Below are 11,721 nucleotides of genomic sequence, written 5' to 3' on the forward strand. Positions count from 1 at the left end.
CCACCTGTGATAGGATGCCGGGCATGAAAGCCGTGTTCCGTTCCCTGCTGCTGTGGCTCATGCTGCTGGCGATTCCCTTCCAGGGTGTCGCCTCGGCCAGCATGCTGCTGTGCGGACCGGCTACGGCTACGGCTGCGGCGCCATCGCAAGCGCCCTCCGGCACGCCTGCGATGGCTGCCGGCCACGACCACGCCGCCATGCTGGCCGCCGCAGCGCAGGCCAGCCATGACGGCGGCCAGGGTGAGCGCGGCATGCATGACTCCCACGGCCCATCCAAATGCGGCAGCACCGGCGCCTGCTGCGTCGGGGCCGCCCTGGCGCCCGCGCTGCCGGTACTGCCGCAGCTGCCGGCGGCGTCCTCCCAATTCATATCCTTCCATTCCGGCCGCCTTCCTGCGGTCGATCTGGCGCTGCCCGAGCGTCCGCCCCGGGCAGCCCGCGTCTAAAGCCTGCTGCCGCACCTGCGCACGTGCTCCGCACCCGCGCGCGCGGCTCCACATCCATGCAAGACAAGGAAGACTTAGCAATGAGTAAACATACACCTATGCCCAGGCGGCCCGCGGCCATGCTCGCACCCGTGCTGGCGGTGGCGATGGCCGTCGCCCTGGGCGGCTGCGCCTCGCTCTCCGGCGACCAGGGCTTCGGCGCCGTGGCCCAGGCCACGCAGGAGCGCATCGGCCAGCAGGGCAAGCTGCTGCGCAGCGATGAAGACCACAAGGCGCTGGCCGCCCTGCTGCAAGAGCAGCTGAAACAGCCGCTCACGGCCGACGGCGCCGTGCAGATAGCGCTGCTGAACAACCGTGGCCTGCAAGCCACCTACTGGTCGCTCGGCATCGCCGAGGCGGACCTGGTCCAGGCAGGGCGCCTGCAAAACCCTGCCTTTGGCTACAAGCACACCCAGGGCGGCGGCGACACGTCCATCGAACGCACGCTGGGCTTCAACCTCGTCAGCTTGATCACCGCGCCGCTGGCCAGCCGCATAGAAGGGCGGCGCTTCGAACAGGCCAAGCTGGCCGTGGCGGAGCAAGCGCTGAAGGTGGCAGCCGAAACGCACCGCGCCTATTACGAAGCGGTGGCTGCGGCCCAGGCGCACGAATACGCGCTGCAAGTGCGCGACGCGGCGGAGGCGGGCGCTGAGCTGGGCCAGCGCATGCAGAAGGCGGGCAACTGGAGCAAGCTGGATGCCGCGCGCGAGCAGGCCTTCCACGGCGACGCGCTGGCCGAGGCGCTGCGCTCCGGCAAACAGGTGAACGCCAGCCGGGAAAAGCTCACCCGCTTGCTGGGTTTGAGCGGGACCGATGCCGTATTCAAGCTGCCGCCGCATCTGCCGGAGCTGCCACCCGAGGCGCGGGAAATGGCCGATGTTGAACAGGCAGCCATGCGCAACCGCCTCGACATCCAGGCAGCCAAGCTGGAGACGGCACACACAGCGTCCACGCTGGGCCTGACGCGCAGCACGCGCTTCATCAACGTGCTGGAACTGGCGGCGGTGCGCGAGAGCGCCACCGGCCAGCCGCGCGAACGCGGCTACGAGATCACGCTGGAAATCCCCTTGTTCGACTGGGGCTCTGCACGCGTGGCGCGCGCCGAGGCGGTGTATATGCAGGCCGTGAACAAGCTGGCCGAAACGGCCGCCAACGCGCAAAGCGAAGCGCGCGAGAGCTACCACGACTACCGCGCCTCCTACGAGCTGGCGAAGCATTACCGCGACAACGTGATCCCGCTGCGCCGCCAGGTGTCGCAGGAGACGCTGCTGCGCTACAACGGCATGCTGGCCAGCACCTTCGAGCTGCTGGCCGACTCGCGCGAACAGGCCGCCGCCGTGAGCGCCTACATCAACGCGCTCAAGGAATTCTGGGTCGCGCAAACCAATCTGGAAGCTGCAATGGGCGGCAAGGGAGCAAATAAATGACCAACCGCAGATCATTCCTGACCGGCGCCGCGCTGATAGGCGCAGGCATGGCAAGCAGGGCCGGCGCCGCGTCGCTGCCGGAAGCGCCGCAGCAGTCGGGCGCCGCAACCGCGCCGCCGCTGCTGCCGCCGAACGGCCGTCCCTACAACCCGGTGGTGACGCTGAACGGCTGGTCCCTGCCATGGCGCATGAAGGACGGCGTGAAGGAGTTCCACCTGGTGGCCGAGCCGGTGGAGCGCGAGCTTGCGCCCGGCATGACGGCCCGGCTGTGGGGCTACAACGGCCAGAGCCCGGGACCGACCATCGAAGTGGTGGAGGGCGACCGCGTGCGCATCTTCGTCACCAACAAGCTGCCCGAGCACACCAGCATGCACTGGCATGGCCAGATCCTCCCGTGCGGCATGGACGGCGTGACCGGGCTGACCCAGCCCGGCATCCAGCCCGGCAAAACCTTTGTCTACGAATTCGTGGCCAAGCATGCCGGCACCTTTATGTATCATCCGCACGCCGACGAAATGACGCAAATGGCGATGGGCATGATGGGCTTCTGGGTAACGCACCCCAGGGACCCCGCGCAGCACGCGGTGGACCGCGACTTCGTGTTCCTGCTCAATGCCTATGACATTGAGCCGGGCAGCTACAAGCCCAAGACCAACACCATGCTGGACTTTAACCTGTGGACCTTCAACAGCCGCGCCTTCCCCGGCATCGATCCCATGGTGGTGCGCAAGGGCGACCGCGTGCGCATCCGCGCGGGCAATCTGACCATGACCAACCATCCCATCCACCTGCACGGCCACACCTTTGAAGTGACCGGAACGGACGGCGGCTGGGTGCGTCCGTCCGCGCGCTGGCCGGAAGTGACGACCGATATCGCGGTGGGCCAGATGCGCGCCATCGAATTCATCGCCGACAATCCGGGCGACTGGGCCTTCCATTGCCACAAATCGCACCACACCATGAACGCCATGGGCCACAACGTGCCCAACCTGATCGGCGTGGACCATAGCGGCGTGGCGGAGAAGATCAACCGCCTGGTGCCCGACTATATGGTGATGGGGGACAAGGGCGGCTCCATGGGCGGCATGCAGATGCCGCTGCCGGAGAACACGCTGCCCATGATGACGGGCGAGGGGCCGTTCGGCGGTATTGAGATGGGCGGCATGTTCACCACGGTGAAAGTGCGCGAAGGCCTGGCGCGCAACGACTACAAGGACCCCGGCTGGTACAAGCACCCGCCCGGCACCCTGGCGCGCGAATGGACCGGCGAGCTGCCCGCCGCGCCGCGCGCACCGGGCGCTCCGGCCACGCCTGCGCCTTCGCCATCGCCAGCCCAGGATAATCCGCATCACAACCACGTAATGGAAGTCAAACGCGGCGGCTCGCACCAGCACTAAGCCGCTGCCGCCTTGCCGGGCCATCGTTCCTTTGCTACGATGGCCCGACTTTGATAAAACCTCTCGCCTACCTCCTGAAATGGACCGTCATCGCCAGCCTGGTTGCGGCGCTGGCCGGTTCCGCGTCGGCGCTGTTCCTGTACGCGCTGGACGCCGCCACCAACTGGCGGCAAGCGCACCCCGCCATTATCTGGCTGCTGCCGCTGGCCGGCTTCGCGGTGGGCTGGATCTATCTGCACTTTGGCCGCTCGGTTGAAGCGGGCAACAACCTGCTGATCGACGAGATCCACGACCCCAAGCAAGTGGTGCCGCTGCGCCTTGCGCCGCTGGTGCTGGGCGGGACCATCGTGTCGCACCTGTTCGGCGCCTCGGTGGGACGCGAGGGCACGGCGGTGCAAATGGGCGGCGCGCTGGCAGACCAGCTCACGCACCTGTTCCGGCTGCGCCATGAAGACCGCCGCATCCTGCTCATGGCGGGCATCAGCGCCGGTTTCGCTTCCGTGTTCGGCACGCCGCTGGCAGGCGCCATTTTCGGCCTGGAAGTGCTGGCCATCGGCCGCATGCGCTACGACGCCATTTTCCCCTGCATGCTCGCGGCGATAGTCGCCGACCTGGCCGGCATGGCCTGGGGCGTGCACCACATGCACTACGCCGTCGGCGCCCATGTTCCCGTGGGCGCGCTGCCGCTGCTGGCGGTGATGGCCGCCGGCATAGTCTTCGGCCTGGCCGGCATGGCGTTCGCCAAGGCGGCGCACGGTGCGTCCGCCTTCATGAAACGCCGCATCGCCTACGCGCCGCTGCGGCCGCTGCTGGGCGGCGTGGTGATTGCGCTGGCGGTATGGGCCATCGGCACCGACCGCTACATCGGCCTCGGCATCCCCATCATCGCGGACGCGTTCCGGCAGCCGCTGGCGCCGTGGGACAGCGTGGGCAAATTCCTGTTCACCGTCGCCTCGCTGGGCAGCGGATTCAAAGGCGGGGAAGTGACGCCGCTGTTCTACATCGGCGCCACGCTGGGCAACGCACTGGCGCCGCTGCTGCACCTGCCTTTCGGCTTGCTGGCGGGCCTGGGCTTCGTCGCCGTGTTCGCGGGCGCGGCCAATACCCCCATCGCCTCCACGGTGATGGCGATAGAGCTGTTCGGGCCGGAAATTGCGCCCTATGCAGCGCTTGCGTGCGTGGTCAGCTATCTGTTCTCAGGCCATACCGGCATCTACCACGCGCAAAGGCGCAGCCACGCCAAGACTGGCGTGGAGCACAAATAATCGGAAGGGGAAACGCGCCGGCTTGCGCCGGCGCAGATGGCGGCCGCCTTAGTTGCTAGGGACGGCCGTGGCGACTTGCTGCGCTACCAGCGCGTCGCGCTTGCAGTGCCTAGGCATACTGGTCTTTGCACCGGCATCAATGCCGGCAATAACGTCGTTACACGAACCAACACTTCGTTGGGCGTGTCCTGGGGCCATCAGGCCGTTCAGTACGTAAAAGAAGTAAAACGCAATCGCTGAGATAGTAAATGTTTTCATTTTGACTCTACCCGTTGCAGTGTAGAAAAAGTCTAACACATCAGCTAGCAACTTGGATCACTGATAGAAAAATTTCATGGTCCTGTAACAATTTTTGGTGCATCCGCGCAACAAATTTCCGTTATAATTTCTACATCGCAAGTTTTCGATTTGATAATCTCTGTACATTGTAGGACAAATCTCACAAAATGTAACAGGCCGTGGTGCTGGTAACGAAACCAGAGCAGTGGAGGGCGCTGGAAAGCCCAGCCAGCCTCATTTTTGGGTTGAGAATTTTTTGAGTGCAGAAAAACCACAGGGGAGGATTTCCCTGCTGGAAGTAGTTTCTGATAGGAACAAGGCGGCGAAGTTGCACAGGACAAATTTGTCAGTGCTTCGGGCCGGGAATCCAGCTTATTGGCTGGTTTTTGGGCGCTCCGGGTGGGCTTGCTGAGGCCCGTTTTTCTGGGCTTGCTGGGCCTTCAATTCCTCGGCAATTTCGACAATTATCGCCACTTGCCGATGCATTTCTTGCATCGCTTGCTGGTTCTGCTTTTGCGCCTCGGCGAGGATCTCTGTTGCCTCTTTTCCGGTGCTTAAGGCAGCCAGCGTATTGGCCTGGAAGCTCGCAATGAGGGAGGCGATGGCGATGGTAACGGTGATGCCGGTGACAACCACCGTGGCCCGGACACTCGCCACCAGCTTGGCGAACTGTTCGATATGCTGTTCGCTGCGCGACATCCTGGCTTCCATCACAATCTCAAAGCGTTTCATGCGGAGTTGGCTGGCCTTTTCCCGCTCGTGGACCAGGCGGGTGTGCCCCTCCAGCGAGGCGCGCATTTCGGCAATGAGTCCGTTGGCCCAGGCTTGCTGGGCGCCGAGCTTGGCATCCATTTCTTCCCGCGACACGTCCGCCATGATAGTGTGCTCCCGCCCTGCGTCATTTCCCATTATAGAGGGCGCGCGGGAAGTGTATTTTGAGCTTGGGCAAGCTGGCGGAACCAGCACTTTAGTCTGGTAGTAATGTTTCACTCATGGCATAATGTCAGGCTTCCCCGCTCCGATGGTGAAATTGGTAGACACTGGAGACTTAAAATCTCCCGCCGCAAGGCGTGCCGGTTCGATTCCGGCTCGGAGCACCAGCTTATCTCAAGGCTAGTGGCGACAGTGCTTAGTGCTGATCCTCTGGCGGCACGCTCCAATATGGCTCTGGGCCGAAACGCGCTGCAAGGAAGTCGATGAAATTGCGTACCTTGGGCGGCAAAAACTTGCGGTTCGGATAAACGGCAAATACGCCGAGCTCGTCGGTTTCCCAGTCCGTCAGTACGCGTACCAGCTTCCGTTCACGCAGCGCCTCAAAGATCAGAAAATCCGGCTGCAGCATGACCCCAAGATCTTCAGTGGCGGCATTGCGCAAGATGTCGCCACTGTTGGCGCGCAGGCCGCCGGAGACGAGAATCCTGCGCTCTACGCCATGACGCCTAAAGCACCACTCGTTGGGCGAACTCACGTAGGCGTAGGTCAGACATTGGTGGTTAACAAGGTCCTCAGGCACTTTGGGAACGCCATGCTTATTCAAATAGCCTGGCGAGGCACATGCCACGAGGCGCGCGCCCGCGAGCTTGCGCGCAACGAGTCCGGGATCAATCTTTGCCGCAACGCGGATCGCGAGGTCAAAACCCTCCTCAACGAGGTCGACCTCCCGGTCGTTGAGCGTGACGTCAACTTGTACCCCCGGGTGTTGCTGCAGGTATTCCGTGAGCGCCAGCCCCAAATGCCGGGCGCCAAATGCATTCGAGGAGCTCATCCTCAAAATGCCGCGCGGAATCGAGGCTTGCTGCGCTAACGAATTTTCAGCCTCCTCAATCATGATCAACACCTGGGTGGCCCGCTCGTGGAAGTCGTTGCCGGCCTCGGTGAGCGAGATCCTGCGCGTGGTGCGATTGAGCAGCCGAACGCCTAAATGTTCTTCAAGCTGCGCCACATAGCGCGTGGCCATTCCTCTCGACAAATTGAGCTTGTCCGCTGCACCGGTAAAGCTTCCTGCATCCACCACTGCGGTAAAGACCCGCATGCTCATTGCCATGTCGATTGCCATTTTGTTTTATAAAATCAAATAATGAGTTGATATTTTGTGGGTTTATCTTTCATTGTGCAACTGTTTTAATGCAGTCATCGCACACGGGATCGGCTCAGACCAAGTGTAGTCGTCCGATCCTCTTCGCTGCCGTGGGCAGCAAATCGACTGGCTAAAGCCAAAGGGAAATGAAATGACTGTGAATAAATGGATGATAGACACCGACGACGCGGTATTGCTGCTGATAGATCACCAGACCGGATTGTTCCAGTTGGTCCGCGATATGGAGTATGCGGAGCTTCGTAACAACGTCGTTACGCTTGCAAAGGCCGCGCATATCGCCAAGATCCCGACCATCACAACGGCGTCGGTTCCCGATGGTCCGAATGGCCCGATTCTTCCTGAAATCCATCAGAGCAACCCCGACGCGGTGCATGTGCCGCGCAGCGGCCCGATCAACGCATGGGATCACCCCCCCTTTGTTGAGGCCATCGAACAAACGCAGCGCAAGACACTGCTCATCGCAGGTACGCTCACCAGTATCTGCATGGTGTTTCCTGCACTCAGCGCCCTCGCAGCGGGATACAAAGTGTTCTGCATCGTCGATGCGTCGGGCAATTGGTCGAAGATGGCAACCGACCTGTCCATTGCCCGAGTCGCGCAGGCAGGCGCAATGCCGATTGACACCTTCGCGGTCATGTCCGAGTTGATGAACACCTGGAATCGCCCGGAAGCCATGGAATTCGCAAAGGTCATGATCGAGCACATCGTTCCAGCCTATGGCGGGTTGATGGAGAGCTACGGGACGGCACAGCAAAGCGCGAAATAACGCCACGCGAAACCCCGCTTTACCGCTCATCGACAGCTAATCTTGACTGGCAGATCATCCAGCCGGTGCGGGGTTGCGCCTCGACTTACACGGTCCTTGTCGGGTTTGACACCGCAGCGCATTGGCTGGCCTGGACGGAGCCGCCAGTGCGCAGCAAACTTTTATAAAGAGATATGACTATGCAAACTACCCCCAACTCGGAACCGGTCCGTAGGCCGCGCCCTGTCGAGCATCTGGTGACAGGCCAGCAGACTTCCGATGGCGCCGGCGTGCGGTTGACGCGCGTGCTGACCCACGAATGGCAGCACCGGCTGGACCCGTTTCTCATGCTCGACGCCATAGCGTCCAATGATCCGGATGATTATCTTGGTGGTTTCCCTGACCATCCGCACCGCGGCTTTGAGATCGCCACATATATGATCGCTGGGCGTATGCGCCACCGCGACAGCGCCGGGAACGAAGGCCTGCTCGAGAGCGGAGGCATGCAGTGGATGACTGCCGGCCGCGGGGTGGTGCATTCCGAGATGCCGGAACAACAGCAGGGCCGGATGGAAGGCTTCCAGCTCTGGCTGAACCTGGCGGCCAAAGACAAAATGCTGGCGCCGTGGTACCACGATTTTAAGCCTGCCGAGATTCCGGAATTTGTCACCGCAGACGGCGTGACGGTGCGCGTTATCGCGGGCGCCAGCCACGGCGTGGCGAGCACGATCAGACGCGATACCACGCAGCCACTGTATCTGGACCTGCATCTGCCCGCTGGCGGGCGCTTTGCCCAGACGCTTGCGCCCGAATGGAACGCATTCATTTTCACCTACCGCGGCCAAGTGTTGGTGGGAGAACAAACCGTGCCTTTGCGCCATATGGCTGTATTCGAAAATGATGCGGATTGTGATGGCATCGTCCTGGAGGCGTCCGAACCCTGCCGTGTGTTGCTGATCGCCGGACGCCCGCTGCGTCAACCGATCATGCAGCAAGGGCCATTCGTCATGAATACCCAGGAAGAGCTTGACCAGGCCATCAGCGATTTCCAGAGTGGGCGTCTGGCGTAAAGTCCTGCGTGGCTGCTCTTAAGCCCAAGCATCATCATGATAGACGCCGCGCGTCGGTCGTCTTTGCCTGAAGAGCAGTATTCATTTTCCGAGCCCTCCATGTCGCAAACCCGCACTCCAGAAGAAATCCGTCATCCGCGCGTAGTCAATAAGGCAATTACGGCCCTGGCCCAGGCGACTGCCAGCGCCGTTGAGTTGACGCCGTTGCGCGACGATTACCTCGCTATCGTTCGAACAAGCCAGGCTTGGCGGCGCCTTTTGCGCTGGACTTCCAGCCTTGACACGTGATCCGTGACTTGCGGCCTGTTCCGCCTGTCGAGCCGTGTCGCACGGCACTAGCAACAACGCCATTCATGCGCATCCGCGCGGCGAACTGAAGCGCGAGTTGATCGCCTGTCCGCGCCACCACAATCAAGTCCGCCAACCCCGCAACCGGGGCATCGACCGGCGCGGCCGGATCCTGGATATGCAGAGCATCCCTATCCGTCCAGCAGAGGTCGAGGAAAGGCTGATCCACGGCCACCTGGCGATCTACTCCCGGGACGAACTCGACGCAATTGCCCTGTCGCTCAATACGCGGCCACTGGCAAGCCTCCATTCCGCATCGCCGCTCGTCGTTTATACTCAGCACACCGAGCTGTTGCAGCGTCCGACTGGCACTGTTAATTAACCCAGTGTTGCGCTTGGTATTTGAAACCGCCATCCATTAAATTCGAATGTCTTACAGAAAACGAGGATTCATGAGGCATGCGGTTCCGGTTCGGGCACCAATTCGACGTCGAACGGCCTCCGGCGACGTCTTCAATACGGCCGTTCTTCTATGAAGTTTTGGGTCTTTCGGTACGCACACCGTCGTCAGTGGCCCTTGCTGGCGGCTGGCCTTGCGTGCGCTGCGTTTGCGCAGTCTCCCGCGTTGGGGCAGTGGCCGCAGCAAGCCAGCACCGTTGTGGTGGCTGCGCAGCGCCCGGTCAAGCAGCCGACGGCAGATGCCGAAGCGCGGATACGGAAAATTGTTTCGCGGCAGGCCACCGCTTTCGAGGGCTTGCTGAGCTTGTGCTTGAATGCGCCGATCACGAATCTCGATTTTAAAGTCATGTGCGGCAGGAGCCATATCCAGGCTAAGGACAAGAGCTTGGGTGAAGGGCTGGATGCCTTCGATAACCACGACTATACGATAGCGCTGCAGCGATTCGAGGCCGCGTATGCGAAAGCAGGCTACCCGGATGCTGCCTTGATTATGGCGCATATCCATCGCCACGGGCTCGGCACGCCGAAGGATGCGGTCCAAGGTATCAGGTGGCTTCGTGCGGTCGCCGAGGACAGGTTCGATCCGCACCGCGACTGGATGCGTTTCAATCCGGGTAAACCGGACGCGACGAATGCCCGCATCGACGCTGCCATGGCGCTCGCACGGGCTTATCAGCTGGGAGGCGAGGTCGAACGGGACTGGGCCGAGGCCGAAAGGTGGTATGTCCGAGCTGCTGAGTTCGGATTCGTGCCCGCATGGAATACCTTGGGAGAAGCTTACTTGTCTGGCGAGGGCGCGAGCAAGAATGTAGGTCAGGCGATCGACTGCTTTACCAAAGCCGCCAAGGCCGGCTACGGCCTGGCAGCTTACAACTTGGGCAATTTATATTATCTGGGACGCGATGGCGTGGTGCGCGATCCGGACCAGGCATACAGCTATTTCAGCATGGCTGCGGAGGCGGGTCACCCCGACGCCCAGCTTGCGATTGGGCAGATCCATGCGCTTGACGATCGTGCGCAGGCGTCCAACAAGGCGTCTGCCGCGCAGCGCAGTAGCAGGCCGGCCGCCGCCGTCATTGCGGGCGGTGCAAACTCCGTGATGGAGAGCCCTGCGGTTGGCGATACTGTCGACATGGTCAGCGATACACTTCATTTGGCTTTATCCAAGCTGGCCAGTAACCCTTCGGACGCCGAGGCGTTCCGCAATCTGCGTTGGGCGGCAGACGAATTGAATATTGCGGCCAGTCCTCCCGCAGAAAGCCATGGCCAGGCAGGGGAAGTCCTGGCCCAGGTCCGCGTGACCGGTTTTCGGGCGGTGCCCTGGAAGAGCTATGGCGCCATGCGCGCGGCTGTCTCGGCCTACGAAAAAAACAAATCCCTCGCGCCCGACGCGGTATTCAGCTTCGCGGTGATGCCGCCCGCGGGAACCAAGCTCCCGCCCAATTTCGCGCTGCGTGTGCGCACCGAGAAAGGGCTGGAATTCCCGATCATTCTTGAGGAGGGCGAGTTGTTCACGCTGCCGCTCCTGCCCGGTCTTGCAGGGGAGGCGGACCTGGTAAGCAATTTCAAGGGAGGCACCCTACGTATTGGACTTCTCGTGCATACCCGCACGGTATCGCCTGAAAAGCTGCGCCTGGGCGACCTTCGCCTGCGATATGAAATCAACGCCGCCATCGCGATGTTTGACAAGCCGTGGGAATACGACTCCCAATGCAGGGCGACGGGGCGCTGGAGCCGCTGCAAGCGGCCCAGAACGGTAATATGGCACCGGCCTTGGACCGCCACCAGCGGCGCGTGGATCGTCGAAGGGAGCCGGCGCACGCCGTTGAAAGCCAACGATGATTCCATGACCCCAATGTATCGGATGCCAGTCGCGGGCGAACAGTGGGGCAACGACGCGATCATCGAGTTCGACTACAAGGTTCCGCTGCTTCGGCCACGAAAACTCTCCGAAGCGGCGATATATGACGCGAGCGACTAGCCTGGAAGAGATTCCCGCACGGCCGGCCGCGCCGTATCGCACGTCCAGCAGCTCCACTTCGAAGATCAGCATGGCATTCGGAGGAATCGGACCCGCGCCGCCGTCGCCGTGGCCCAGTGCGGCGGGCACGATCAGGGCGCGCTTGCCGCCCACCTTAATGCCTTGCACGCCAACATCCCAGCCTTTGATAACTTGGCCGGCCTCGTTGCCACTAAGCAACGCGCCTT

Annotated in this window: 11 protein-coding genes, 1 tRNA gene and 2 pseudogenes; 10 read left to right on the forward strand and 4 right to left on the reverse strand. The window is 62.0% G+C overall.

Annotated features, from left to right (window positions below):
- The first annotated feature begins 23 nt into the window (after window positions 1–23).
- The 4 genes from AC07S4_RS20255 to AC07S4_RS20270 all read left to right on the forward strand — a co-directional run bounded on the left by AC07S4_RS20255 (window position 24) and on the right by AC07S4_RS20270 (window position 4,574).
- Entirely contained in the window at window positions 24–446 is a 423-nt protein-coding gene (locus tag AC07S4_RS20255) for a hypothetical protein (protein WP_494988367.1), read from the forward strand.
- Between the two features lie 119 nt (window positions 447–565).
- The gene (locus tag AC07S4_RS20260; protein ID WP_494988368.1) at window positions 566–1,912 is read left to right on the forward strand and encodes a TolC family protein; all 1,347 of its coding nucleotides are present in this window, start codon (window positions 566–568) and stop codon (window positions 1,910–1,912) included.
- On the forward strand, window positions 1,909–3,309 hold the full coding sequence (locus AC07S4_RS20265) for a multicopper oxidase family protein (RefSeq protein ID WP_494988369.1): 1,401 nt from the start codon (window positions 1,909–1,911) through the stop codon (window positions 3,307–3,309). The genes AC07S4_RS20260 and AC07S4_RS20265 overlap by 4 nt, the downstream gene beginning before the upstream one ends.
- Before the next feature lie 50 nt (window positions 3,310–3,359).
- Entirely contained in the window at window positions 3,360–4,574 is a 1,215-nt protein-coding gene (locus tag AC07S4_RS20270; RefSeq protein WP_494988370.1) for a voltage-gated chloride channel family protein, read from the forward strand.
- Between the two features lie 48 nt (window positions 4,575–4,622).
- Here the strand turns inward: AC07S4_RS20270 and AC07S4_RS20275 are convergent, their stop codons facing one another.
- Together AC07S4_RS20275 and AC07S4_RS20280 are read right to left on the reverse strand one after the other, a co-directional pair.
- On the reverse strand, window positions 4,623–4,832 hold the full coding sequence (locus tag AC07S4_RS20275; RefSeq protein WP_494988371.1) for a hypothetical protein: 210 nt from the start codon (window positions 4,830–4,832) through the stop codon (window positions 4,623–4,625).
- A 393-nt stretch (window positions 4,833–5,225) separates the two neighbouring features.
- On the reverse strand, window positions 5,226–5,729 hold the full coding sequence (locus AC07S4_RS20280; protein ID WP_494988372.1) for a hypothetical protein: 504 nt from the start codon (window positions 5,727–5,729) through the stop codon (window positions 5,226–5,228).
- A 139-nt stretch (window positions 5,730–5,868) separates the two neighbouring features.
- Here AC07S4_RS20280 and AC07S4_RS20285 point away from each other — a divergent pair.
- Window positions 5,869–5,953 (forward strand) — tRNA-Leu (locus AC07S4_RS20285).
- A gap of 29 nt (window positions 5,954–5,982) precedes the next feature.
- On the opposite strand, the gene AC07S4_RS20290 is transcribed toward AC07S4_RS20285, so the two are convergent.
- Window positions 5,983–6,909, reverse strand: a complete 927-nt coding sequence (locus AC07S4_RS20290; RefSeq protein ID WP_494988373.1) for a LysR family transcriptional regulator — start codon at window positions 6,907–6,909, stop codon at window positions 5,983–5,985.
- Window positions 6,910–7,099: 190 nt separating this feature from the next.
- Between AC07S4_RS20290 and AC07S4_RS20295 the strand changes: the two genes are divergently transcribed.
- The 5 genes and pseudogenes from AC07S4_RS20295 (at window position 7,100) to AC07S4_RS20315 (ending at window position 11,494) form a co-directional block, all read left to right on the forward strand.
- A complete protein-coding gene (locus AC07S4_RS20295; protein WP_494988374.1) occupies window positions 7,100–7,717 on the forward strand; it encodes an isochorismatase family protein in 618 nt (205 codons plus the stop codon).
- A gap of 179 nt (window positions 7,718–7,896) precedes the next feature.
- Window positions 7,897–8,766, forward strand: coding sequence for a pirin family protein (locus AC07S4_RS20300; protein WP_494988375.1), 870 nt, complete (start codon window positions 7,897–7,899; stop codon window positions 8,764–8,766).
- A gap of 36 nt (window positions 8,767–8,802) precedes the next feature.
- Window positions 8,803–9,054, forward strand: coding sequence for a hypothetical protein (locus tag AC07S4_RS20305; protein ID WP_494988376.1), 252 nt, complete (start codon window positions 8,803–8,805; stop codon window positions 9,052–9,054).
- Window positions 9,055–9,088: 34 nt separating this feature from the next.
- Window positions 9,089–9,289 (forward strand): annotated as a pseudogene (locus tag AC07S4_RS20310) (IS30 family transposase); the annotation flags it as partial.
- 297 nt (window positions 9,290–9,586) lie between these two features.
- Window positions 9,587–11,494, forward strand: a complete 1,908-nt coding sequence (locus tag AC07S4_RS20315; protein WP_494988377.1) for a tetratricopeptide repeat protein — start codon at window positions 9,587–9,589, stop codon at window positions 11,492–11,494.
- A gap of 39 nt (window positions 11,495–11,533) precedes the next feature.
- Here AC07S4_RS20315 and AC07S4_RS20320 read toward each other — a convergent pair.
- Window positions 11,534–11,695: pseudogene (locus AC07S4_RS20320) on the reverse strand (FKBP-type peptidyl-prolyl cis-trans isomerase); the annotation flags it as partial.
- Window positions 11,696–11,721: the final 26 nt, after the last annotated feature.

It is taken from the genome of Pseudoduganella sp. GW821-FHT05F09 (genome assembly GCF_059419605.1).